This is a genomic window from Burkholderia sp. CCA53, assembly GCF_001685525.1.
Classification (GTDB): Bacteria; Pseudomonadota; Gammaproteobacteria; order Burkholderiales; family Burkholderiaceae; genus Burkholderia; species Burkholderia multivorans.
Window position 1 is genome coordinate 1594223 of sequence record NZ_BDDJ01000002.1, and the last position, 22861, is coordinate 1617083.

Consider the following 22861-nt stretch of genomic DNA (forward strand, 5'->3'; position numbering starts at 1 on the left):
CCGCGATGACGATCGATCCCGTACTCGCCACCAGCGCGCAGGCCGGCGCAGCCGCCGTCGTGCTGCTCGGCGCGATTGCGAAGCTGCGCGCGCCGGTTGCGTTCCGTGACGCGGTGGCCGGCTACCGGCTGTTGCCGGACGCACTCGTCGCGCCGGCCGCGCTCGCGATCCCGCTTGTCGAAGCGCTCGGCGCCGCCGCGCTGCTGTTCCCCGCTACGCGTACGGCCGCCGCGATCGGCCTGATCGCGCTGCTGATCGCGTTCGCTGCCGCGCTCGCCGCCAACATCCTGCGCGGCCGCACCGACATCGACTGCGGCTGCACCGGGCTTGCCGGCGTCCGCGCCGTGCCGGGCGCCGCTGCGTCGGGCGACGGCACGCCGCGTCGCATCGGCTGGCTGCACGTCGCACGTGTGCTGCTGCTCGTCGCGCTGGTCGCGACGGCACTGCTCGCACCCGACACACGTGCCGTCGTGTGGTTCGACTATCTGACGCTGTTCTTTTCCGTACCGCTGATCGTCTGCGCGCTGCTCACCGTCGACGTGCTGCTCGCCAACGTACCGCGCCTGACCGCTATGAGGAATTCATGATGCAAACCGCTCTTGCCGTTTCCACCGCCCTGCTGTGGGTTGCCGTCGTCGCGCTCGGCGCGATCTGTCTCGCGCTCGTCCGTCAGATCGGCATCTTGTACGAACGGATCATGCCGGCCGGCGCACTGATGATCGACAAGGGGCCGGCCGTCGGTGCAATCGCGCCGACGTTCGAGCTGACCGACATTCGCGGCACGCGCGTGAAGATCGGCGGCATCGACACGGCAGGCCGCTCGACGCTGCTGTTCTTCCTGTCGCCGACCTGCCCGGTGTGCAAGAAGCTGCTGCCGCTGCTGCCGTCGCTGCAGGCGAGCGAAACGACGCCGGTCGACATCGTGCTCGCCAGCGACGGCGATCGCGACGAGCATGCGCGCTTCGCGCAGAAGCACGACCTCTCACGCTTCCCGTACGTGCTGTCGCAGGAGCTCGGCCTCGCCTATCAGATCGGCAAGCTGCCCTACGCGGTGCTGCTCGACGAAACGGGCACGGTGCGCGCGAAGGGGCTCGTCAATACGCGCGAGCATCTGGAGAGCCTGTTCGAAGCGAAGGAGCGCGGCGTCGCATCGCTGCAGCAGTTCGTGCACGGCGATCGCGATCGTCACGGCCACGAAGCGCACGCGCAGCACGCGTGAGCGACCGGACCTTTTTCAACGTCACGGGAGAACAACGAGATGGGGCTGTTTGATTCATGGTTCGAGCGCTCCGCGCGCGGCGTCGCGCAGCACAGCTCGCGGCGCAGCACGATGGCGAAGCTCGGCAAGGTGCTCGTCGGATCCGCGATGCTGCCGCTGTTGCCCGTCGATCGCACCGCGTATGCGGGCGATGCGGCGTCCGGCGCGTCGAGTGCCGGCGGCGCGGCCGCCTCGGGCACGAGCGACGATCCGACGAGCTGCGACTACTGGAAATACTGCGCGATCGACGGGTGGCTCTGCAGCTGCTGCGGCGGTACGTCGAGCAGCTGCCCGCCCGGCACGACGCCGTCGCCGATCACGTGGATCGGCACCTGCCGCAATCCGCACGACGGGTCGGACTACATCGTGTCGTACAACGACTGCTGCGGGAAAACCTCGTGCGGCAAGTGCTTCTGCAACCGGAACGAGCGCGAGAAGCCGCTCTACAAGCTGTCTCTAAACAACGACATCAACTGGTGCATGGCGAACGGCAACTCGAACTATCACTGTTCGGTTTCGGTCCTGCTGGGAGCGGCAAAGCAATGAAGGCGATCGATGCAAGCAAGTGGGGGGCCGCATGCGTGGCGGCGGCCGTCGCATTCGCGTGGCCCGGTGCGGCCGGCGCGCAGCAGGCCGTGCACTACCCGGCGGGCAAGAGCCTGTTCGATGCGCAATGCGCGGTGTGTCATCAGGCGGGCGGCAAGGGGCAGGACGGCCTCGCGCCGCCGCTGACCGACTATCCGGGCAAGTACGCGACGGTCGAGCAGGGTCGCGCGCAGCTCGTCGCGACGCTGCTGCACGGCATGTTCGGCGAGATCGCGGTGCGCGACAAACACTACAACTTCAAGATGCCGTCGTTTGCGAGTGCGAGCGATGACGATATCGCGCACGTGCTGAACTACATCGTGTTCGATCTCGGCGTGCAGCACGGCGATGCGAAGCCGTTCACCGCGGCCGAGATTCGCGCGGGGCGCGCGAAGGAGATGGACGGCGCGGCCGTGCACGCCCAGCGCGCGGCGGTGACGAAGGGGCTCGGGCTGTGACTGCCGCGCGTGCACGGGGCTGCCACGGCGCAGTGCGTCGCGTCGGCAGGCGCGTCGCCGCACGGTGGCTGTCTGCCGCCGCCGCGTGTGCGATGGCGGCACACGCATGGGCCGGCGACGTTGCCGATGCCGCGCGCGCGCGGCAGCACTGGGTGCTCAACTGCATGGGCTGCCATACGGCGACGGGCGGCGGCATTCCCGGCAAGGTGCCGCCGCTCGCGAATTCGCTCGGCTATTTCACGCATGTGCCGGCCGGACGCGAGTACGTGATGCGCGTGCCCGGCGCATCGAATTCGGCGCTGTCCGATCAGGAACTGGCCGACGTATTGAACTGGGTGCTGACGACGATGAGTCGCGATGCGCTGCCGCGCGACTTCAAGCCCTATACGGCCGACGAAGTCGCCGCGCATCGCCGTCCCGCCTTGTCCGACGTCGCGACCGTACGCGCACGGCTCGTTCGCGCGTTGCACGAGCGCGGCATCGACGGCGTCGCCGACCGCTACTGAACCACTCACGGCTGTGACCGATTCCAGGAGAACCAGGATGGAGACGAACGACAACTTTGCGCTGCTCGACGCCACGCGCGCCTTCCTCGCGAAGCCGAAGCGCATGCTGATCGGCGGCGAGTGGAGCGACGCCGCGTCGGGCCGCACGATCGAGGTCGTCAATCCGGCCGACGGCAGCACGCTCGCGCGCGTGCCCGAAGCGGACGAGCACGACGTGCAGCGCGCGGTCGCGGCCGCGCGCCGCGCCTTCGATACGGGCCCGTGGCGTGCCGCGAAGACGACCGACCGCGAGCGTTTGCTGCTGACGCTGGCCGACCTCATCGACGCGAACGCGCGCGAACTCGCCGAGATCGAATCGCTCGACAACGGCAAATCGGTGAGCGTCGCGCAAGGGCTCGACGTCGCGATGGCCGCGCAGTGCTTTCGCTACATGGCCGGCTGGGCAACCAAGATCGAGGGGAGCGTGATCGACGCCGGCATGCCGTATCTGCCGGGCAGCGAGACGTTCACTTATACGCGCAAGGAGCCGGTCGGTGTGGTCGGCGCGATCATTCCGTGGAATTTTCCGTTGCTGATGGCCGCCTGGAAGCTTGCGCCCGCACTCGCGACCGGCTGCACGGTCGTGCTGAAGCCGGCCGAAGATACGCCGCTGACCGCATTGCGGCTCGGCGAACTGATCGGCGACGCCGGCTTTCCGGACGGCGTCGTCAACATCGTGACCGGCTACGGGCATACGGCCGGCGCGGCGCTGTCGCGCGATCCGCGTATCGACAAGATCGCGTTCACCGGTTCGACGCAGACCGGCAAGGCGATCGGCCACGCGGCGCTCGACAACATGACGCGCATGTCGCTCGAGCTGGGCGGCAAGTCGCCGGTCATCGTGCTGGCCGACGTCGACAAGGCGGCCGAGGGCATCGCGAATGCGATCTTCTTCAACCAGGGGCAGGTCTGCACGGCCGGCTCGCGCGCCTACGTCCATACGAAGGTATTCGACCGCGTGATGGAGCGCGTCGCGCAGATTGCCGCCGGTCTGAAGATCGGGCCCGGCATGGATCCGGCGACGCAGATCGGGCCGCTCGTGTCGGCAAAGCAGCGTGCGCGCGTGTGCGACTACATCGCGTCCGGCTTCGAGGAAGGCGCACGCGCGATCGCGGGCGGACGCGCGCGCGACGGCGCGGGTTTCTTCGTCGAGCCGACCGTGCTCGTCGACACGACGCATGCGATGCGCGTCGTGCGCGAGGAGATCTTCGGGCCGGTGCTCGTCGCGATGCCGTTCGACGACATCGATACGGCCGTGCGGCTCGCGAACGATACGCCGTACGGGCTCGGCGCGAGCATCTGGTCGAACGATCTGTCGGCCGTGCACAAGCTCGTGCCGCGCATCGCGGCGGGCACCGTGTGGGTGAACTGCCATTCGCTGCTCGACAACGCGATGCCGTTCGGCGGGATGAAGCAGTCGGGCTTCGGCCGCGAACTCGGGCGCGCGGTCATCGACCAGTACACGGAAACGAAGTCGGTGATGATGAACTACGCGTGAGCGCTGCGGCACGCGCGCGCGTGCCCGCTCGCTTCAGCAGTGCGCCGCGCGACGCCAGGCCGATGCATGCGCGGTCCGTCGCGCGCGACACCAACGCGATCGATCAGGGGGATGACCGATGAACAGTCTGACGACGCCGCGCCGGATCGTGGCGGCGGTGGCGGCGCTCGCCGTCGCGCAGGGCGTGCAGGCATCGAGCAGCGTCACGCTGTATGGCGACGTCGATGCCGGCATCACGTACACGAACGATCAGCAGACGACGAGCGCCGACGGCAGCGTGCGCGGCGGCCGCGCCGTGCAGCTCGGCGGCGGCAATCTCGCGCCGTCGCGCCTCGGCTTGACGGGCAGCGAGGACATCGGCGGCGGCACGGCCGTGACGTTCAAGCTCGAGAACAGCTTCTGGACCGGCAGCGGCAGCCTGCTGCAGGCCGGTACGCTGTTCAACCAGAACGCGTGGGTCGGCTTGACGAACGAACGCTACGGCACGCTCACCGTCGGCCGCCAGTTCGACTCGTACACGACGACGCTCGCGCCGTACGCATCGAGCATTCCGTGGGCGACGCTGTACGGCTCGCATATCGGCGACGTCGACAACCTGAACGCGGCGCTCAACCTGAACAGCGCGATTCAGTACGCGAGCCCGACCTTCGCGGGTTTCTCGTTCAGCGGCACGTTCTCGTTCGGCGGCGTGGCCGGCGACTTCTCGCGGCAGCGCGGCTGGGCCCTGGCCGCGAGCTACAACCGTGCGCCGCTCTCGTTCGGCGTGGGCGTGCTCGATCTGAACCGGCCGCTCGACGCGGCGCTCGGCGGCGCGAGCGGCTATATCGGCGATTTCGCGTGCTCGAATCCGGCCGCGATGTATTGCACGCTGCAGAACGCGCGATCGTTGACGGCGATCGGCGCGGGCGGTGCGTACACGATCGGGCCGCTGACGCTCGGCCTCGTCTACACGCATACGACGCTCGACGACAGCCGGTACTTTGCCGATGCCGCGCATCCGCACGGCGCCGACGCACGCTTCGACATCGTCGAGGTGAATGCGGCGTTTGCGGTGTCGCCGGCGCTGACACTCGGTGCCGCATACATCTACAACGCGATGAAGATTGACGCGAGCGGCTCGCCGACCCTCCATCAGATCAATCTCGGCGCGACCTACAACCTCTCGAAGCGCACGGCGCTTTATGCGGTCGGTTTCTTCCAGCAGGCCGCGGGGCACGGCATCGGTCGCGATCCGGCGACGGGCGCGCCGGCCAACTATGCGCAGATTCCGAACCTGCCGAATGCGAACGGCAACCGGCAACTGGCGTTGACGATGGGCGTGCGGCACAACTTCTGAGCAGTCGCGCCGCACACCGCACGCCGCGCTCGCGGCATGCCGGCGGCGGTCCCCGACCGTCTTCGCCCTGCCGCTTCGCGCACCGCGCAGGCGCGCGGCGCCGCAACCCGACACGGACCGCCCGCCGCAAATCGCCCGACGCCGCATCCAAACAAACCCGCATCCGCGGAAACCACGCGCAAACCGCCGTGCGGCAAGCATCGGGCGCAACATAGTGGTTTCCACTCATAGTCGCAGCCAGTCAAGAATAGGTCGCCGCCGGGCTTCTCGCCGCCAATATGGCTCGTTACTTTTGAGTCCACCATGCAGGCCGGGACGCAATCCTGCGCACCCGCGGCCCATCGGTTGAACCGGGAGAGACCATGAAGTCGACGAAGATCGCCGCGCTGGCCGCGGTCATGCTGACGACAGGCGCATTCATGCAGGCGGCGCACGCGGATGCGGATGCCGCCTCCTGCCGCAACGTCCGCTTTGCCGATATCGGCTGGACCGATATCACGTCCACGACGGCGCTCGCGTCGACCGTCTTCGAAGCGCTCGGCTACAAGCCGACGACGACGATCTCTTCCGTGCCGATCTCGTTCGCAGGCCTGAAGAGCAAGCAGCTCGACGTGTCGCTCGGCTACTGGTGGCCCGTGCAGCAGAAGCAGCTGCAGCCGTTCCTCGACAGCAAGTCGATCAACGTCATCGAACCGCCGAACCTGTCCGGCGCGAAGGCGACGCTCGCGGTGCCGAGCTACGAATATCAGGCGGGCCTCAAGACGTTCGACGACATCGCGAAGCACCGCGCGGAACTCGACGGCAAGATCTACGGGATCGAACCGGGCAGCAGCGCGAACGCGACGATCCAGAAGATGATCGACACGAACCAGTACGGGCTCGGCGGGTTCAAGCTCGTCGAGTCGAGCGAGGCGGGCATGCTCGTGACGGTCGAACGTGCGATCCGCGAGAAGAAGTGGGTCGTGTTCCTCGGCTGGGAACCGCACCCGATGAACATCCAGATCAGCATGAACTATCTGTCGGGCGGCGACGCGGCGTTCGGGCCGAACTACGGCGAAGCGCGCGTCTACACGCTGACCGCGCCCGACTTCCTGACGCGCTGCCCGAACGCCGGCAAGCTCGTGACGAACCTGCGCTTCACGACGCAGCTCGAGAACCAGCTGATGCAGGCCGTGATGAACAAGACGAAGCCTGCCGACGCCGCGAAGGCGTATCTGAAGAAGAATCCGCAGGTGCTCGATCCGTGGCTCGCGGGCGTGAAGACGTTCGACGGCAAGGACGGCCTGCCCGCGGTGAAGGCGTATCTCGGCCTGTGACGGCCGGCGCGCGCGCCGCGCGCAACGATTTCCGCGCAATGCGACACAACCCGTTTCAAGCGAGGCATACAGCATGAACCATGAAGTCATCGTCACCTGCGCGGTCACCGGCGCAGGCGACACGGTCGGCAAACACCCGGCGATTCCGGTCACGCCGAAGGAGATCGCGGCCGCCGCGATCGAGGCCGCGAAGGCCGGCGCGACGGTCGCGCACTGCCACGTGCGCGATCCGCAAACGGGCCGCGGCAGCCGCGACCCGAACCTGTATCGCGAAGTGGTCGACCGGATCCGCTCGGCCGACGTCGACGTGATCATCAACCTGACGGCCGGCATGGGCGGCGATCTCGAGATCGGCCCCGGCGAGGATCCGATGCGCTTCGGCAAGGGCACCGATCTGGTCGGCGGGCTCACGCGGCTCGTGCACGTCGAGGAGCTGCTGCCCGAGATCTGCACGCTCGACTGCGGCACGCTCAATTTCGGCGACGGCGACTACATCTACGTGTCGACGCCCGCGCAGCTGCGCGCCGGCGCGAAACGGATCCAGGAACTCGGCGTGAAGCCGGAACTGGAAATCTTCGACACGGGCCATCTCTGGTTCGCGAAGCAGCTGCTGAAGGAAGGGCTGCTCGACGATCCGCCGCTGTTCCAGCTGTGTCTCGGCATTCCGTGGGGCGCGCCGGCCGACACCGGCACGATGAAGGCGATGGTCGACAACCTGCCGCCGGGTGCGCATTGGGCCGGCTTCGGCATCGGCCGCATGCAGATGCCGATGGTCGCGCAGGCGATGCTGCTCGGCGGGCACGTGCGCGTCGGCCTCGAAGACAACCTGTGGCTCGACCGCGGCGTTCACGCGAGCAACGGCACGCTCGTCGAGCGCGCACGCGAAATCGTCGAGCGGCTCGGCGGACGCGTGCTGACGCCGGCCGAAGGCCGCCGCAAGCTCGGGCTGCCGCCGCGCGGCGAACGTCCGCTCGAGCGCCGCGCGATCGCCGAATTTGCATGAGCGCGCTGAACGACCGATATGACATGGCGGCGCGCACGATGCGCGCGCGCCGTCCGATTTCTCTCGAATTGAAGGATGCGTTGACATGGCAGTGATAACCGACATCAAGACGTTCGCCGCCATCGGCACCGGCGTGATCGGCAGCGGATGGATCGCCCGCGCGCTCGCGCACGGTCTCGACGTGGTGGTATGGGATCCGGCGCCGGGCGCGGAAGCGCGGCTGCGGGCGAACGTCGCGAACGCGTGGCCCGCGCTCGAACGCGTCGGTCTTGCAGCGGGCGCCGATCCCGCGCGGCTGCGTTTCGAGTCGACGATCGAAGCTTGCGTCGCCGACGCCGACTTCATCCAGGAAAGCGCGCCCGAGCGCGAAGCGCTGAAGCTCGAACTGCACGAGCAGATCAGCCGCGCGGCGAAGCCCGACGCGATCATCGCATCGTCGACGTCGGGACTGCTGCCGACCGATTTCTATGCGCGCGCGACGCATCCGGAGCGCTGCGTGGTCGGCCATCCGTTCAATCCCGTGTATCTGCTGCCGCTCGTCGAAGTGCTCGGCGGCGCGCGCACGTCGCCCGAAGCGGTCGAGGCCGCGATGGCGATCTATCGGAAGCTCGGCATGCGGCCGCTGCACGTGCGCAAGGAAGTGCCGGGCTTCATCGCGGACCGGCTGCTCGAAGCGCTGTGGCGCGAGGCGCTACATCTCGTCAACGAAGGCGTCGCGACGACCGGCGAAATCGACGACGCGATCCGCTTCGGTGCAGGCATCCGCTGGTCCTTCATGGGGACGTTCCTGACCTACACGCTCGCCGGCGGCGACGCGGGCATGCGACACTTCATGCAGCAGTTCGGCCCCGCGCTCGAACTGCCGTGGACGAAGCTCGTCGCGCCGACGCTGACCGACGAACTGATCGATCGCGTCGTCGACGGCACGAGCGAGCAGCAGGGCAAGCGCAGCATCAAGGAACTCGAACGCTATCGCGACGAGTGCATTACCGAGGTGCTGAAGGCGATCGCCGCGGTGAAGGCGCGGCATGGGATGCGATTCGAGGACTGAACGAACATGACCGGCGATACCCCGCTGACGCTCTACCGCGACGTCGTGCGGCCCGAGTGGGTCGACTACAACGGCCATTTGCGCGACGCGTTCTATCTGCTGATCTTCAGCTTCGCGACCGATGCGCTGCTGGACCGCATCGGGCTCGACGACGCGGCGCGTCGCGAGCGCGGCCGCTCGGTCTATACGCTCGAAGCGCACGTCAACTATCTGCAGGAGATCAAGGAAGGCACGCGCGTGCGCGTCGATGCGCGCGTGCTCGCGCACGACGCGAAGCGGCTGCATCTGTATCTCGAGCTGTTCGCGGACGGGCACGACGGTGCGGTGTCGGCGAGCGAGCAGATGCTGCTGCACGTCGATACGCGCGGCGGCGCGAAATCGGCGCCGTTCGACGACGACGTCGCCGCGCGTGTGGCCGAGCTTCACGCGTTGCAGCGCGATTGCGCGGCGCCCGCGTATGCGGGCCGGGTGATCGCGCTGCCGCCGCGCCGCTAACGTACGCGGGTCACGCGATGCTCGAAGCGGAAATCGCGGCGTTCGTCGCGGCGGTCGACGCTTGGTATCCGCCGGGCGCGGCCGCGTGCCCGCCCGACGAGCAGCGTCGCCTGTACGACCGCTTCGCGGCCGCGTGGACGCCCGCGACGCTGCCGGCCGGCGTCGCACGGCAGGACGCGGTATGGCACGCGCCGCACGGCCAGGCGATCGCGCTGCGGCGCTACGCGCCGTCGCACGGCGCGCCGCGCGGCACGGTGCTGTTTTTTCATGGCGGCGGGTTCGTCGTCGGCTCGCTCGACAGTCATCAGCTGATCACCGCGCGGCTCGCGGCCGATACGGGCCTCGCGGTGATCGCGGTCGACTACCGGCTCGCGCCCGAGCATCGTGCGCCGGCCGCGCTCGAGGATTGCGCGGCCGTCGCGCGCGCGGCACGCGATGCGCGCCTGCCGTTCGGCCGGTGCACGGCCCCGCTGACGCTCGCCGGCGACAGCGCGGGCGGCAATCTCGCGGCGGCCGTCGCGACGGTGCTGCGCGATGCGGACGCGCGCGGCATCGAGGGCATCGACGGCGTCGCGCTCGTCTATCCGATGCTCGGCTTCGAACCGCAATCGCCGGCGCGCGAGACGGAAGCGCATGCGCCGATGCTGACGCTCGATGACGTGCATCGCTATCGCGCGTGGTACTGGGGCGAACGCGAGGCAACGGCGCGCACCGGCGATCGTTCGTCGCACGCGGATCCGCTGCTGCGCGCATCGCTGCCGCTGGAGGCCGCGCGTTTCGACGGACTGCCGCCGGTGCTCGCGATCGGCGCCGAGCACGATCCGCTGCGCGACGATGCGCGCGCGTACGTCGAACGGATTCGCGCGGCCGGCGGCCGTGCGCGCTACTGGATGGGCGAGGGGCTCGTGCACGGCTGCTGGCGCGCGCTGGCGACGAGTCCGCAGGCGGCGCGCCTGCACCGCATGGTCGGCGCGTTCCTGCTCGCGCCCGATACCTAGCGGGCCGGCCGCGCGGCTCGCGTGCCGCAGACGAAAAAGCGCCCGGACGCGATGCGCCCGGGCGAAGCCACCCGTTGCCGGGCGGCGGAGGTATGCGGTGCTTCGCAAAAAAAGACGAGCCCGCATGACGGGCTCGTCCGGATACAGCTTCATCGCGCAACGCGCGGCGCCCGCTCGGGGCGCTTCGGCTTACTGGCCGAAGAAGATCGAATCGCGTGCGTTCGACGTCGCGGCAGCGGGCGCGCCCGAGTGGACGACCGGCGCCGGCTGTGCGCCGTAGCCGCTTGCGTCGGCGCCATGCACGCGTGCTTCGGCGGCCTGGATGTCGTTCGGGTAGTACGGGCTTGCCAGACCGGGCTTGTAGCCGGCCTTTTCGAGCTGAACCAGTTCGTTGCGCACTTGCGCACGCGTCACGGTGCTTTGGGCGAACGTGCTGAACGAAGCGGACAGGGCGGCAGCGGCAGCAGCGGCGATAACGAGCGATTTCATGATGACCTCCGGTGTTTTATTCGGTTCGCTCGCGACACCATGTCTCGAGCGATTGACTCCATGGTAGTGACCGGCGGCCTCAGGGTAAACGCTGATTTTGACGATAAATTGTTTCCTGGGTCGTAACAGTCGGCGCAAGAATCAATCTTTCATTCGCCTTTCTTTGCAACTTGCGCAATAAGTATGAAGAAAAGCGCGCGGCGGCCGTGGCATGCCGGCATGGCGCGACTGCGATGCCGGTGCGCGACGAAGCGCGTTACTTGCCGCTCGACAGCCCGAGCACTTCGGCGGCCGAGATCATCGCGCCGGCATTCGCGGGCGCCGGACGCTCGGCGGGGCGGAACACTTCGTCGCCGCGGTGGATCACCTGGCGCGACAGCGCGCAGGTGCCGGTGCGCTGCGCGAAGCGGCGGCGCCAGCGTTGCTCGCCGTAGTGGCAGCGGCCGGGTTCGACCCAGCGGACGACGAGCAGCGTATCGGACTGTTCGAGGATTTCGACGTGGACGTCGGCGGGATCGAGCGCAGGCAAAGATTTGGAAGCCTTCATTGTGCCGTTTCCTAAAGCTCGTGCGGTGTGCGCCGGGCAACAGGTCTCAGTGCCCGATGGCGTTTCCGTTAGGGGTTTCCATGAGTGGTGCGGTAAATGTAAGCGTCTGTGACGTGAAAAAACATCCTGTCTGGATTGAATTACCTTTTGCCGATTCAGAAACAATCCACGCTTATTTTCTTGCGCACGCGCGCACAAAAACGCCCCGGACGCGAACGTCCGAGGCGGCAAAACGGGCCCGCGCAACCGTGTCTGCTCGCCCAGTCACGGGGTGCGCCGCCGGGGGACGGAGACGCCCGCAGGGATCGGCGGCGGGCGCTGGCGACGCACCGCGCGGCCCGGTCTTCGGATGATCGCGCGCGCGGCCCGTTGAGACCCTGACGCGAAGATGACGATTCGGTCAGTTTCGACGAAAGGGCCCGCGACGCGGCGTGCGGCGACGGCCTGAAAGCCGCGCCGGTATTGGCTGTGCGGCGAACGAGGCGAACCTGCCGCCGTGCCGGAGAGGGCAGCATCGCGGCGCAGCCGCGCGATCCGTTCGCTCGGGAAAACACTGAATTGCCGGCCCGTGACAAACGCGGGATCGCTTCCTATGATTGGTTGGACCTTTGGTCCATTGCGCCAATGTACGGCGGTCTGCGGGCGTTGGCGACGTCATCGGAGAGCGGCTCATGAGATTGCAGGGCAAACGCGCGCTGGTCACGGCCGCCGGTCAGGGCATCGGCCGCGCGACCGCGCTGCGCTTCGCGCGCGAAGGCGCCGACGTACTGGCGACGGACATCGACGAAGCCGCGCTCGCGCGGCTCGCGGCCGACGCCGACGCGGCCGGCACGCGTGTGACCACGCGCGGGCTCGACGTGACCGACGCGACGGCGATCGCGGCGCTGGCGGCAGCCGAACCTGCGTTCGACGTGCTGTTCAACTGCGCGGGCTACGTCCATCACGGCTCGATCCTCGACTGCGACGACGCGGCATGGACCTTCTCGTGGCAGCTGAACGTCACGTCGATGTACCGGCTCGTGCGCGCGCTGCTGCCCGCGATGATCGCGGCCGGTGGCGCGTCGATCGTCAACATGGCCTCGGCCGCGTCGAGCGTGAAGGGCGTGCCGAACCGCTTCGTCTACGGGACGACGAAGGCGGCCGTGATCGGCCTCACGAAGTCGATCGCCGCCGATTTCGTCGAGCAGCGCATTCGTTGCAACGCGATCTGCCCGGGCACGATCGAGTCGCCGTCGCTCGAGCAGCGGATCGCCGAGCTGGCGCGGGCGCGGCAGGTACCGGTCGACACCGTGCGACAGGCGTTCGTCGCGCGTCAGCCGATGGGCCGCATCGGCAGCCCGGACGAAGTCGCGGCGCTCGCGCTGTATCTGGCCTCCGACGAATCGTCGTTCACGACGGGCGCGATTCATCTGATCGACGGCGGCTGGTCCAACTGACCGTTCCCATTCTCCTTTCCTATCGACGCGACATGAAACTGCTCAGATTCGGCGACAAACATCGTGAAAAGCCGGGCTTGCTCGATGCGCACGGACAGATCCGCGATCTGTCGGGCGTGGTCGACGACATCGCCGGCGACGTGCTGCTACCGGAGTCGCTCGCGCGGCTGCGCGACATACCGCCGTCGTCGCTGCCGCTCGTCGAAGGCACGCCGCGCATCGGCGCCTGCGTGGGCCGCGTCGGCAAGTTCATCTGCATCGGGCTCAACTATTCGGATCACGCGGCCGAGTCGGGCATGGACGTGCCGAAGGAACCCGTCGTGTTCGGCAAGTGGACGAGCGCGATCTCGGGGCCGAACGACGACGTCGAGATTCCGCGCGGATCGGAGAAGACCGACTGGGAAGTCGAGCTCGGCGTCGTGATCGGCCGCGGCGGCCGCTACATCGCCGAAGCCGATGCGCTGTCGCACGTCGCCGGCTACTGCGTCGTCAACGACGTGTCGGAGCGTGAATATCAGCTCGAACGCGGCGGCACGTGGGACAAGGGCAAGGGCAACGACACGTTCGGCCCGATCGGACCGTGGCTCGTGACGGCCGACGAAGTGCCCGATCCGCATGCGCTGCGTCTGTGGCTCGAGGTCGACGGCCATCGCTATCAGAACGGCACGACCGCGACGATGGTGTTTCGCGTGCCCTACCTGATCAGCTATCTGAGCCGCTTCATGAGCCTGCAGCCGGGCGACGTGATCTCGACCGGCACACCGCCCGGCGTGGGGCTCGGCCAGAAGCCGCCCGTTTATCTGCGTGCCGGGCAGGTGATGACGCTCGGCATCGACGGGCTGGGCGAGCAGCGCCAGCGCACGGTACAGGCCTGACCTTCTTTCGCGGACGGTTCTTCATGACGCTCATTCGATCGATACGCGTGCTCGACGTGCGCTTTCCGACCTCGCGCCAGCTCGACGGCTCCGACGCGATGAATCCCGATCCCGACTACTCGGCCGCCTACGTCGTGCTCGAAACCGACCGCGACGGGCTCGAAGGGCACGGACTCACGTTCACGATCGGGCGCGGCAACGAAATCTGCTGCGCGGCGATCGCCGCGATGCGGCATCTCGTCGTCGGCCTCGATCTCGACTGGATCCGCGAGGACATGGGCCGCTTCTGGCGGCACGTGACGTCGGACAGCCAGCTGCGCTGGATCGGCCCCGACAAGGGGGCGATCCATCTCGCGACCGGCGCGATCGTCAACGCGGTGTGGGACTTGTGGGCAAAGGTCGAAGGCAAGCCGCTCTGGCGGCTCGTCGCCGACATGAGCCCCGAGCAGCTCGTGCGTGCGATCGACTTCCGCTATTTGACCGACTGCCTGACGCCGGACGAGGCGCTCGACCTGCTGCGCCGCCAGGTGTCCGGCAAGGCCGACCGGATCGCGGTGCTCGAGCGCGAAGGCTATCCGTGCTACACGACCTCCGCGGGCTGGCTCGGCTACAGCGACGACAAGCTGCAGCGGCTCTGCCGCGAAGCGGTCGACGCGGGCTTCGATCACGTGAAGCTGAAGGTCGGCGCGAATCTCGACGACGACATTCGCCGTGTGTCGATCGCGCGCGACGTGATCGGCCCGGACCGCAAGCTGATGATCGACGCGAACCAGGTGTGGGAAGTCGGCGAAGCGATCGACTGGGTGCGTGCGCTCGCGTTCGCGCGGCCGTGGTTCATCGAGGAGCCGACGAGCCCCGACGACGTCGAAGGGCATCGCAAGATCCGCGAGGCGATCGCGCCGGTGCAGGTCGCGACCGGCGAAATGTGCCAGAACCGCGTGCTGTTCAAGCAGTTCATCGAGCGTCGCGCGATCGACGTCGTGCAGATCGACGCGTGCCGGCTCGGCGGCGTGAACGAGATTCTCGCGGTGATGCTGATGGCCGCGAAGTACGGGCTGCCCGTGTGCCCGCATGCGGGGGGCGTCGGGCTCTGCGAGTACGTGCAGCACCTCTCGATGATCGACTACGTATGCATCGCGGGCACGAAGGAGGGGCGCGTGACCGAGTACGTCGATCATCTGCACGAGCATTTCGTCGAGCCGTGCGTCGTGCGCGACGCGGCGTACCTGCCGCCGAGCGCGCCGGGCTTCTCGATCGAGATGAAGCCCGCCTCGCTCGAGCAATACCGGTTCCGCGGCTGACGCAAATGCGGCCGACAGACGGCCTGCACGGCCGCGACATGAACGACGGAGACGCGAAGTGGATCTGAATCTGCAGGACAAGGTCGTGATCGTGACGGGCGGCGGGTCGGGCATCGGCGGCGCGATCTCGATGCGGCTCGCCGAAGAACGCGCGATTCCGGTCGTGTTCGCGCGCCACGCGCCCGACGGCGCGTTCCTCGACGCGCTCGCGCAACGGCAGCCGCGCGCGACGTATCTGCCGGTCGAACTGCAGGACGATGCGCAATGCCGCGACGCGGTCGCGCAGACGATCGCGACGTTCGGACGCCTCGACGGGCTCGTGAACAACGCGGGCGTCAACGACGGCATCGGGCTCGACGCAGGGCGCGACGCGTTCGTCGCATCGCTCGAGCGCAACCTGATCCACTACTACGCGATGGCGCATTACTGCGTGCCGCATCTGAAGGCGACGCGCGGCGCGATCGTCAACATCTCGTCGAAGACGGCCGTGACCGGGCAGGGCAATACGAGCGGCTATTGCGCGTCGAAGGGCGCGCAGCTCGCGCTGACGCGCGAATGGGCGGTCGCGCTGCGCGAGCACGGCGTGCGCGTGAACGCCGTGATTCCGGCCGAGGTCATGACGCCGCTCTATCGGAACTGGATCGCGACGTTCGAGGATCCCGAGGCGAAGCTCGCCGAGATCGCGGCGAAGGTGCCGCTCGGCAAGCGCTTCACGACACCCGACGAGATCGCCGATACGGCCGTGTTCCTGCTGTCGCCGCGCGCGTCGCACACGACGGGCGAATGGCTGTTCGTCGACGGCGGCTATACGCATCTCGATCGTGCGCTCGTCTGAACGCGACGGATAGGCCTCATGCAACCCGATCCGAACGCCGAAGCCGCCGCGCCGCTGATCGCGCTGCGCGGCATCTGCAAGCGCTTTCCCGGCGTGCAGGCGCTCGACGATTGCCGCTTCGAGCTGTACGCCGGTGAAGTGCACGCGCTGATGGGCGAGAACGGCGCCGGCAAGTCGACGCTGATGAAGATCCTCGCGGGCGTCTACCCGAAGGATGCCGGCGAGATCCTGATGGAGGGCCGCGAAGTCGACATCGCCGATCCGCGTGCCGCGCAGGCGCACGGCATCGCGATCATCCATCAGGAACTGAACCTGATGAATCATCTGAGCGTTGCGCAGAACATCTTCATCGGCCGCGAGCCGCGCGGGCGCCTGCGCGTGTTCGTCGACGAGGACAAGCTGAATCGCGACGCGGCCGCGATCTTCGCGCGCATGCGCCTCGATCTCGACCCGCGCACGCGGGTCGGCCGGCTGACGGTCGCGAAGCAGCAGATGGTCGAGATCGCGAAGGCGCTGTCGTTCGATTCGCGCGTGCTGATCATGGACGAGCCGACCGCCGCGCTGAACGACGCCGAGATCGCCGAGTTGTTCCGCATCATCCGCGAGCTGCGCGCGCACGGCGTCGGCATCGTCTACATCTCGCACAAGATGGACGAGCTGCGTCAGATCGCCGATCGCGTGACGGTCATGCGCGACGGCAAATACGTCGCGACGGTGTCGATGGCGCAGACCTCGACGGACGCGATCATCGCGATGATGGTCGGCCGCCAGCTCGACAGCGCGTTTCGCACGCCGCCCGATACGTCGTCGAACGCGGTCGCGCTCGACGTGCGCGGCCTCACGCGCGGCCGTGCGATTCGCGACGTCGGCTTTACCGTTCGGCGCGGCGAGATTCTCGGCTTCGCGGGGCTGATGGGGGCGGGCCGCACGGAGGTCGCGCGCGCCGTGTTCGGCGCCGATCCGGTCGACGCGGGCGAGATCCGCGTGCACGGCAAGCGCGTGACGATCCGCACGCCGGCAGACGCCGTCGCGCACGGCATCGGCTATCTGTCCGAGGACCGCAAGCACTTCGGGCTCGCGCTCGGGATGGACGTGCAGAACAACATCGCGCTGTCGAGCCTGCGCCGCTTCGTGCGCCGCGGCCTGTTCGTCGATGCGCGCGCGCTGCGCGACACCGCGCACGCATACGTGCGCCAGCTCGCGATCCGCACGCCGTCGGTCGCGCAGCCGGTGAGGCTGCTGTCCGGCGGCAACCAGCAGAAGATCGTGATCGCGAAGTGGCTGCTGCGCGACTGCGACATCCTGTTCTTCGACGAGCCAACGCGCGGCATCGACGTCGGCGCGAAAAGCGAGATCTACAAATTGCTCGACGCGCTCGCCGCGGACGGCAAGGCCATCGTGATGATCTCGTCCGAACTGCCCGAGGTGCTGCGCATGAGCCACCGGATCCTCGTGATGTGCGAAGGGCGCGTGACCGGCGAGCTGAGCGCCGCCGAGGCGACGCAGGAAAAGATCATGCAGCTCGCGACGCAGCGCGAGTCGACCGTTTTGTCGTGAGTCAGCCGTTCAGGGTCCGTCATGTCCAACGATACGCATCCCGTTCCGCCCCTTGCTTCCGGCGACGCGCCGGCCGCCGCGTCGGGCCTTCGCGCGCGCCTGTTCAATCCGGCGACGCGGCAGCGCCTGCTCGCATTCGCGAGCCTCGTGCTGCTGATCGTGTTCTTCGGCGCCGCATCGCCGAACTTCCTCGAAGTCGACAACCTCGTCGCGATCCTGCAGGCCACCGCGGTGAACGGCGTGCTGGCGGTCGCCTGCACGTACGTGATCATCACGTCGGGCATCGATCTGTCGGTCGGCACGCTGATGACGTTCTGCGCGGTGATGGCCGGCGTCGTGCTGACGAACTGGGGGATGCCGCTGCCGCTCGGGATCGCGGCCGCGCTCGGCTTCGGCGCGCTGTCGGGCTGCGTGTCCGGTTTCGTCATCGCGAAGATGAAGGTGCCGCCGTTCATCGCGACGCTCGGCATGATGATGCTGCTCAAGGGGCTGTCGCTCGTGATCTCCGGCACGCGGCCGATCTATTTCAACGACACGCCCGGCTTCACCGCGATCGCGCAGGATTCGCTGATCGGCCATCTCGTTCCGGCACTGCCGATTCCGAACGCGGTGCTGATCCTGTTCGTCGTCGCGGTCGGCGCGTCGATCGTGCTGAATCGCACGATCTTCGGCCGCTATACGTTCGCACTCGGCAGCAACGAGGAGGCGCTGCGGCTGTCCGGCGTGAACGTCGACGCGTGGAAGATCGCCGTCTATACGTTCAGTGGCGCGGTATGCGGGATCGCGGGCCTGCTGATCGCGTCGCGCCTGAACTCCGCGCAGCCGGCGCTCGGGCAGGGCTACGAGCTCGACGCGATCGCGGCGGTCGTGATCGGCGGCACGTCGCTGTCCGGCGGCGCGGGCAGTATCGCCGGCACGATCATCGGCGCGTTCATCATGAGCGTGCTGACCAACGGGCTGCGCATCATGTCGGTCGCGCAGGAATGGCAGACCGTCGTGACGGGCGTGATCATCATTCTCGCCGTCTACGTCGACATCCTGCGCCGGCGACGCCGCTGACGCACGCAGGCTGCGCATCACCGCCGGCCGGGCCGGCATTCCAGCGGATATAACCAAGGAGACGCGAAGTGATCAGGAGCAAGGTGTTGAACGCGATCGTCGGACTGACGTTCGCCGCGGGCATCGCGACCGGCGCGCACGCGCAGGAAAGCTACATCCCGCTGATCTCGAAAGGCTTCCAGCATCAGTTCTGGCAGGCCGTGAAGTCGGGCGCGATGCAGGCCGCGAACGACTACCACGTGAGGGTGACGTTCGAAGGCCCCGAAACGGAGGCAATGGTCGACAAGCAGATCGACATGCTGTCCGCCGCGATCGCGAAGAAACCGGCCGCGGTCGGCTTTGCCGCGCTCGACAGCAAGGCCGCGCTGCCGCTGCTGAAGAAGGCGCAGGCGGAGAAGATTCCGGTGATCGCATTCGACTCGGGCGTCGACAGCGACATCCCCGTGACCACCGCGACGACCAACAACAAGGCGGCCGCCGCGCTCGCCGCCGACAAGCTCGCCGCGCTGATCGGCGACGAAGGCCAGGTCGCCGTGGTCGCGCACGATCAGACGAGCCGCACCGGCATCGATCGACGCGACGGTTTTCTCGACCGGATGAAGGCTGCGCATCCGAAGGTGCAGGTCGTCACCGTGCAGTACGGCGAAGGCGATCAATTGAAATCGACCGAGGTGACGAAGTCGATCCTGCAGGCCTATCCGAAGCTCAAGGGGCTGTTCGGCACCAACGAAGGCTCGGCGATCGGCGTCGTCAACGGCGTGCGCGAGATGAAGCGCAAGGTCGTGATCGTCGGCTACGATTCGGGCAAGCAGCAGAAGGACGCGATCCGCAGCGGGCTGATGGCCGGCGCGATCACGCAGAACCCGATCGGCATCGGCTACAAGACCGTCGAGGCGGCCGTGAAGGCGATCAAGGGCGAGAAGCTGCCGAAGGTCATCGATACCGGCTTCTACTGGTACGACAAGACCAACATCGACGACCCGAAGATCAAGGCGGTACTGTACGACTGAACGTTGCGGGCGACGTCGCACGCGCGGTCGCGCACGCGTGCGGCCGCGCCGAACGACGGCATACGAGGACATCATGGGCGCATTGCGTATCGATTCCCATCAGCACTTCTGGCGCTATCGGGCCGCCGACTATCCGTGGATCGGTGCCGGGATGGGCGTGCTCGCGCGCGACTATCTGCCGGACGCGCTGCACCCGCTGATGCATGCGCAGGCGCTCGGCGCGTCGATCGCCGTGCAGGCGCGCGCGGGCCGCGACGAAACCGCGTTCCTGCTCGACCTCGCGCGCGACGAGGCGCGTATCGCGGCGGTGGTCGGCTGGGAGGACTTGCGCGCGCCGCAACTGGCCGAGCGCGTCGCCGAGTGGCGCGGCACGAAGTTGCGCGGGTTTCGCCATCAGCTGCAGGACGAAGCCGACGTGCGCGCGTTCGTCGACGATGCCGATTTCGCGCGCGGCGTCGCGTGGCTGCAGGCGAACGGCTACGTGTACGACGTGCTCGTGTTCGAACGCCAGCTGCCGGACATGCAGGCGTTCTGCGCGCGGCACGACGCACACTGGCTCGTGCTCGACCACGCGGGCAAGCCGGCACTCGCCGAATTCGACCGCGACGATACGGCGCTCGCGCGCTGGCGTGCCGCGTTGCGCGAACTGGCCGCGCTGCCGCACGTCGTGTGCAAGCTGTCGGGCCTCGTGACCGAGGCCGACTGGCGGCGCGGACTGCGCGCGTCGGACATCCGGCACATCGAGCAGTGTCTCGATGCGGCGCTCGACGCGTTCGGCCCGCAGCGGCTGATGTTCGGATCGGACTGGCCCGTGTGCCTGCTGGCCGCGTCGTACGACGAAGTCGCGTCGCTCGTCGAGCGATGGGCCGAGTCGCGGCTGTCGGCGGCCGAGCGCAGCGCGCTGTGGGGCGGGACGGCCGCGCGCTGCTATGCGCTGCCGGAACCGTCCGGCGCGCGCCTATAAAATACGCGCGCACGATTCGCCCGCTTCGCCGGCCCGTTCGTCACGCAACCGATTTTCCGCATCGACGTATGTCCATCCAGCCGATTCAGAACCGCCGCCTTTACCAGCAGATCGCCGACCGGCTCACCGCGATGATCGAGTCCGGCGATTTTCCGCCGGGCAGCTATCTGCCGCCGGAGCGCGAGCTGGCCGAGCAGTTCGGCGTGTCGCGCACGTCGGTGCGCGAGGCGCTGATCGCGCTCGAAGTGGGTGGGCGCGTCAGCGTGCGCGTCGGCGACGGCGTGAAGGTGCGCCATCCGGAGGCCGCGACGGCACCGCCGCCTGCCGCCGCCGCGAAGACCGCGCCGCTTGCGGTCGTCGAGATCGATCCCGAACTGGGGATCGCGCTCGATCTCGATACCGAAATCCCGCCGTTCGCGCTGCTGCAGGCACGCCGCCTGATCGAGCCCGAAGCCGCGTCGCTCGCCGCGAAGCATGCCTCGGACGCGCAGATCGAGGCGATCGGCGCCGCGTTCGAGCGCAATCAGGCGGACAATCGCAGCGGCTCGGTCACGCATCCGGGCGACCGGCTGTTTCATATCCGCATCGCCGAGGCGAGCGACAACGCAGCCTACGCGCTGATGGTCAAGCAGCTGCTCGCGCATAAATACGATCCGATGTTTCAGCGATTGCAGTCGCTGTACATGCCGCACGACATGCCGCATCGGTCGGAACTCGAACATCGCGCGATCCTCGACGCGATCCGCGCGCGCGACCCCGAGGCCGCGCGCCGCGCGATGGCCGAGCATCTGAACGAGGTGATCCGGATCTTCGGGCGCGCGCTCGACTGACGCGCGGTGCGCGTGCGTGCGCCGCGTCAGAAGCGATCGGCGCGATACGGCGCCGGATCGGTGAACGGCGTGTCGCCCGTCATCATTTCCGCGAGCAGCCGGCCCGTGACGGGGCCGAGCGTCAGCCCGTGGTGGTTGTGGCCGAATGCGAACCACATGCCGCGATGCGCGGGCGCCGGGCCGATCACGGGCCGCATGTCGGGCGTGCAGGGCCGGAAGCCGAGCCACGGCTGCGGATCGAGCCGTTCGCCGAAGCCGAACACCGGCCGCGCGATGCGCTCCGCGCGTTCGAGCTGCACGCCGGTCGGCGGCACGCGGCGGCGGGCGATCTCGACGCCGGTCGTCAGCCGCAGCCCGCGCCGCATCGGCGCGATCACGTAACCGTATTCGCGATCGACGATCGGCGCCGACGGCACGCCGCGCGCGGACGGCGCGTAGTGCATGTGATAGCCGCGCTTCTCGCGCAGCGGAATGCGGTAGCCAAACTTCGCGAACACCGTGTCGGACCACGGGCCGAGCGCGACGACGACGGCCGGCGCGGCGACCGTGCCGTGTTCCGTCGCGACCGCCCAGCCCGGCGAGCGTGCGGAGAGGCTTGCGGCGTCGCCCGACAGTAGCGTGCCGCCGCCTTGCTCGAACAGTCGCGCATACGCTTTGACCAGGGCGGACGGATCGACGACGCTTTTCGGGTCGCGCCAGTGCAGCGCACCGCAGAAGCCCGGCGCGAGGCTCGGCTCCTGCGCGAGCAGTGCCGCCGCGTCGAGCGGCGTGACGCCGAGCCCGTGGCGGCGCGCGGTGAGCTGCGCCTCGGCCGCGCCGCGCTCGAATGCGGCCGGCGTGCGGAACGCTTCCATCCAGCCGCTCGCGCGCACGAGCTCGCCCGCGCCGGAGCGGGCGATCAGCGCGTCGTGTTCGACGATGCAGCGCTCGATCAGCGGCAGCATGTCGCGTGCGGCAGCTGCGTGACGCTGCGGCGCCGACTCCCACCAGAAGCGCGCGAGCCACGGCGCGAAGGCGGGCAGCGATGCACTGTGCCAGTACAGGTCGGTCGATCGGTTCAGCGCATAGCGCATCAGCGTGAACGGGCTGCGCGGGAACGGATACGGTTCGACCGACGAGCGCTCGATCAGGCCCGCGTTGCCGAAGCTCGTCCCTTCGCCGGGGGCCGAACGATCGACCAATGCGACCTTGCGGCCACGGTCCTGCAGATGCAGCGCGACGGACACGCCGACGATGCCCGCGCCGAGAACGATGACGTCGAAATCCATGAACGCGTGGTAATAGACGGAAGAGGCGGTTGGCCGGCCAGCACGTGAGCGCCGTTGCGTGGCCCTGTGCCGGAATTCGTTTGAACTGCAAGCATACTCGCGAGCGGGTGCGGCACCAAGAGGCGCGGGTGGGCAGGTCGTTTGCGA

The 22861-nt window shown here is 68.2% G+C and carries 24 protein-coding genes; 21 read left to right on the plus strand and 3 right to left on the minus strand.

Going from position 1 to position 22861, the window contains the following annotated elements; genetic code table 11:
- Positions 1–5: 5 nt before the first annotated feature.
- The 12 genes from BCR55_RS23355 to BCR55_RS23410 all read left to right on the plus strand — a co-directional run bounded on the left by BCR55_RS23355 (position 6) and on the right by BCR55_RS23410 (position 10543).
- Complete coding sequence (locus BCR55_RS23355; protein WP_065496088.1) at positions 6–587, plus strand: MauE/DoxX family redox-associated membrane protein; 582 nt, start codon at positions 6–8, stop codon at positions 585–587.
- Positions 584–1219 carry a methylamine dehydrogenase accessory protein MauD gene (gene mauD, locus BCR55_RS23360; protein ID WP_065496090.1) on the plus strand — a complete coding sequence of 212 codons (636 nt, stop codon included), beginning with the start codon at positions 584–586 and terminating at the stop codon, positions 1217–1219. The genes BCR55_RS23355 and mauD overlap by 4 nt, the downstream gene beginning before the upstream one ends.
- A 39-nt stretch (positions 1220–1258) precedes the next feature.
- The gene (locus BCR55_RS23365) at positions 1259–1804 is read left to right on the plus strand and encodes a methylamine dehydrogenase light chain (protein WP_065496092.1); all 546 of its coding nucleotides are present in this window, start codon (positions 1259–1261) and stop codon (positions 1802–1804) included.
- Positions 1801–2301, plus strand: a complete 501-nt coding sequence (locus BCR55_RS23370) for a cytochrome c (RefSeq protein WP_006406058.1) — start codon at positions 1801–1803, stop codon at positions 2299–2301. The genes BCR55_RS23365 and BCR55_RS23370 overlap by 4 nt, the downstream gene beginning before the upstream one ends.
- Positions 2302–2333: 32 nt before the next feature.
- A complete protein-coding gene (locus tag BCR55_RS23375; RefSeq protein ID WP_065496096.1) occupies positions 2334–2807 on the plus strand; it encodes a cytochrome c in 474 nt (157 codons plus the stop codon).
- Between the two features lie 37 nt (positions 2808–2844).
- Entirely contained in the window at positions 2845–4344 is a 1500-nt protein-coding gene (locus BCR55_RS23380) for an aldehyde dehydrogenase (protein ID WP_065496098.1), read from the plus strand.
- A gap of 118 nt (positions 4345–4462) precedes the next feature.
- Positions 4463–5680 (plus strand): porin, encoded by a 1218-nt coding sequence (locus BCR55_RS23385; RefSeq protein ID WP_065496099.1) that lies wholly within the window; start codon positions 4463–4465, stop codon positions 5678–5680.
- Positions 5681–6042: 362 nt separating this feature from the next.
- Positions 6043–6996: a choline ABC transporter substrate-binding protein gene (locus BCR55_RS23390; RefSeq protein ID WP_006406062.1), complete on the plus strand. Its 954-nt coding sequence runs from the start codon at positions 6043–6045 to the stop codon at positions 6994–6996.
- A 73-nt stretch (positions 6997–7069) separates the two neighbouring features.
- Positions 7070–7999 (plus strand): 3-keto-5-aminohexanoate cleavage protein, encoded by a 930-nt coding sequence (locus BCR55_RS23395; protein ID WP_006396403.1) that lies wholly within the window; start codon positions 7070–7072, stop codon positions 7997–7999.
- 85 nt (positions 8000–8084) lie between these two features.
- Entirely contained in the window at positions 8085–9050 is a 966-nt protein-coding gene (locus BCR55_RS23400) for an L-carnitine dehydrogenase (protein WP_006406063.1), read from the plus strand.
- Between the two features lie 6 nt (positions 9051–9056).
- On the plus strand, positions 9057–9545 hold the full coding sequence (locus BCR55_RS23405; protein WP_006406064.1) for a thioesterase family protein: 489 nt from the start codon (positions 9057–9059) through the stop codon (positions 9543–9545).
- A 17-nt stretch (positions 9546–9562) separates the two neighbouring features.
- Positions 9563–10543 carry an alpha/beta hydrolase gene (locus BCR55_RS23410; RefSeq protein ID WP_065496101.1) on the plus strand — a complete coding sequence of 327 codons (981 nt, stop codon included), beginning with the start codon at positions 9563–9565 and terminating at the stop codon, positions 10541–10543.
- Positions 10544–10732: 189 nt separating this feature from the next.
- Here the strand turns inward: BCR55_RS23410 and BCR55_RS23415 are convergent, their stop codons facing one another.
- Both BCR55_RS23415 and BCR55_RS23420 read right to left on the minus strand, forming a co-directional pair.
- Entirely contained in the window at positions 10733–11032 is a 300-nt protein-coding gene (locus tag BCR55_RS23415) for a DUF4148 domain-containing protein (RefSeq protein ID WP_053298265.1), read from the minus strand.
- Positions 11033–11288: 256 nt separating this feature from the next.
- Positions 11289–11579 (minus strand): DUF3331 domain-containing protein, encoded by a 291-nt coding sequence (locus BCR55_RS23420; protein ID WP_006396408.1) that lies wholly within the window; start codon positions 11577–11579, stop codon positions 11289–11291.
- A 671-nt stretch (positions 11580–12250) separates the two neighbouring features.
- On the opposite strand from BCR55_RS23420, the gene BCR55_RS23425 reads away from it, so the two are divergent.
- From BCR55_RS23425 to BCR55_RS23465, 9 genes are all read left to right on the plus strand, one after another.
- Positions 12251–13015 carry an SDR family oxidoreductase gene (locus tag BCR55_RS23425; RefSeq protein WP_065496103.1) on the plus strand — a complete coding sequence of 255 codons (765 nt, stop codon included), beginning with the start codon at positions 12251–12253 and terminating at the stop codon, positions 13013–13015.
- A 32-nt stretch (positions 13016–13047) separates the two neighbouring features.
- Positions 13048–13890 (plus strand): ureidoglycolate lyase, encoded by an 843-nt coding sequence (locus tag BCR55_RS23430; protein WP_006406068.1) that lies wholly within the window; start codon positions 13048–13050, stop codon positions 13888–13890.
- Between the two features lie 23 nt (positions 13891–13913).
- Entirely contained in the window at positions 13914–15191 is a 1278-nt protein-coding gene (locus BCR55_RS23435) for an L-fuconate dehydratase (protein ID WP_006406069.1), read from the plus strand.
- 58 nt (positions 15192–15249) lie between these two features.
- The gene (locus BCR55_RS23440; RefSeq protein ID WP_065496105.1) at positions 15250–16026 is read left to right on the plus strand and encodes an SDR family oxidoreductase; all 777 of its coding nucleotides are present in this window, start codon (positions 15250–15252) and stop codon (positions 16024–16026) included.
- A gap of 18 nt (positions 16027–16044) precedes the next feature.
- Entirely contained in the window at positions 16045–17583 is a 1539-nt protein-coding gene (locus BCR55_RS23445) for a sugar ABC transporter ATP-binding protein (RefSeq protein WP_065496107.1), read from the plus strand.
- A gap of 21 nt (positions 17584–17604) precedes the next feature.
- Positions 17605–18642, plus strand: coding sequence for an ABC transporter permease (locus BCR55_RS23450; protein WP_006406072.1), 1038 nt, complete (start codon positions 17605–17607; stop codon positions 18640–18642).
- 68 nt (positions 18643–18710) lie between these two features.
- Positions 18711–19652, plus strand: coding sequence for an ABC transporter substrate-binding protein (locus BCR55_RS23455; protein ID WP_006406073.1), 942 nt, complete (start codon positions 18711–18713; stop codon positions 19650–19652).
- Positions 19653–19725: 73 nt separating this feature from the next.
- Positions 19726–20616, plus strand: a complete 891-nt coding sequence (locus BCR55_RS23460; RefSeq protein WP_065496109.1) for an amidohydrolase — start codon at positions 19726–19728, stop codon at positions 20614–20616.
- A gap of 68 nt (positions 20617–20684) precedes the next feature.
- Positions 20685–21446: a FadR/GntR family transcriptional regulator gene (locus tag BCR55_RS23465; protein ID WP_065496110.1), complete on the plus strand. Its 762-nt coding sequence runs from the start codon at positions 20685–20687 to the stop codon at positions 21444–21446.
- 26 nt (positions 21447–21472) lie between these two features.
- Here BCR55_RS23465 and BCR55_RS23470 read toward each other — a convergent pair whose 3' ends face one another.
- Positions 21473–22714, minus strand: coding sequence for an FAD-binding oxidoreductase (locus tag BCR55_RS23470; RefSeq protein WP_065496112.1), 1242 nt, complete (start codon positions 22712–22714; stop codon positions 21473–21475).
- Positions 22715–22861 lie beyond the last annotated feature (147 nt).

Excerpts from the sequence above, each read along its gene's own strand:
- BCR55_RS23355 (WP_065496088.1), top strand. The coding sequence starts at position 6 with ATGACGATCGATCCCGTACTCGCCACCAGCGCGCAGGCCGGCGCAGCC.
- mauD (WP_065496090.1), top strand. The coding sequence starts at position 584 with ATGATGCAAACCGCTCTTGCCGTTTCCACCGCCCTGCTGTGGGTTGCC.
- BCR55_RS23365 (WP_065496092.1), top strand. The coding sequence starts at position 1,259 with ATGGGGCTGTTTGATTCATGGTTCGAGCGCTCCGCGCGCGGCGTCGCG.
- BCR55_RS23370 (WP_006406058.1), top strand. The coding sequence starts at position 1,801 with ATGAAGGCGATCGATGCAAGCAAGTGGGGGGCCGCATGCGTGGCGGCG.
- BCR55_RS23380 (WP_065496098.1), top strand. The coding sequence starts at position 2,845 with ATGGAGACGAACGACAACTTTGCGCTGCTCGACGCCACGCGCGCCTTC.
- BCR55_RS23385 (WP_065496099.1), top strand. The coding sequence starts at position 4,463 with ATGAACAGTCTGACGACGCCGCGCCGGATCGTGGCGGCGGTGGCGGCG.
- BCR55_RS23390 (WP_006406062.1), top strand. The coding sequence starts at position 6,043 with ATGAAGTCGACGAAGATCGCCGCGCTGGCCGCGGTCATGCTGACGACA.
- BCR55_RS23395 (WP_006396403.1), top strand. The coding sequence starts at position 7,070 with ATGAACCATGAAGTCATCGTCACCTGCGCGGTCACCGGCGCAGGCGAC.
- BCR55_RS23400 (WP_006406063.1), top strand. The coding sequence starts at position 8,085 with ATGGCAGTGATAACCGACATCAAGACGTTCGCCGCCATCGGCACCGGC.
- BCR55_RS23405 (WP_006406064.1), top strand. The coding sequence starts at position 9,057 with ATGACCGGCGATACCCCGCTGACGCTCTACCGCGACGTCGTGCGGCCC.
- BCR55_RS23410 (WP_065496101.1), top strand. The coding sequence starts at position 9,563 with ATGCTCGAAGCGGAAATCGCGGCGTTCGTCGCGGCGGTCGACGCTTGG.
- BCR55_RS23415 (WP_053298265.1), bottom strand. The coding sequence starts at position 11,032 with ATGAAATCGCTCGTTATCGCCGCTGCTGCCGCTGCCGCCCTGTCCGCT.
- BCR55_RS23420 (WP_006396408.1), bottom strand. The coding sequence starts at position 11,579 with ATGAAGGCTTCCAAATCTTTGCCTGCGCTCGATCCCGCCGACGTCCAC.
- BCR55_RS23425 (WP_065496103.1), top strand. The coding sequence starts at position 12,251 with ATGAGATTGCAGGGCAAACGCGCGCTGGTCACGGCCGCCGGTCAGGGC.
- BCR55_RS23430 (WP_006406068.1), top strand. The coding sequence starts at position 13,048 with ATGAAACTGCTCAGATTCGGCGACAAACATCGTGAAAAGCCGGGCTTG.
- BCR55_RS23435 (WP_006406069.1), top strand. The coding sequence starts at position 13,914 with ATGACGCTCATTCGATCGATACGCGTGCTCGACGTGCGCTTTCCGACC.
- BCR55_RS23445 (WP_065496107.1), top strand. The coding sequence starts at position 16,045 with ATGCAACCCGATCCGAACGCCGAAGCCGCCGCGCCGCTGATCGCGCTG.
- BCR55_RS23450 (WP_006406072.1), top strand. The coding sequence starts at position 17,605 with ATGTCCAACGATACGCATCCCGTTCCGCCCCTTGCTTCCGGCGACGCG.
- BCR55_RS23460 (WP_065496109.1), top strand. The coding sequence starts at position 19,726 with ATGGGCGCATTGCGTATCGATTCCCATCAGCACTTCTGGCGCTATCGG.
- BCR55_RS23465 (WP_065496110.1), top strand. The coding sequence starts at position 20,685 with ATGTCCATCCAGCCGATTCAGAACCGCCGCCTTTACCAGCAGATCGCC.
- BCR55_RS23470 (WP_065496112.1), bottom strand. The coding sequence starts at position 22,714 with ATGGATTTCGACGTCATCGTTCTCGGCGCGGGCATCGTCGGCGTGTCC.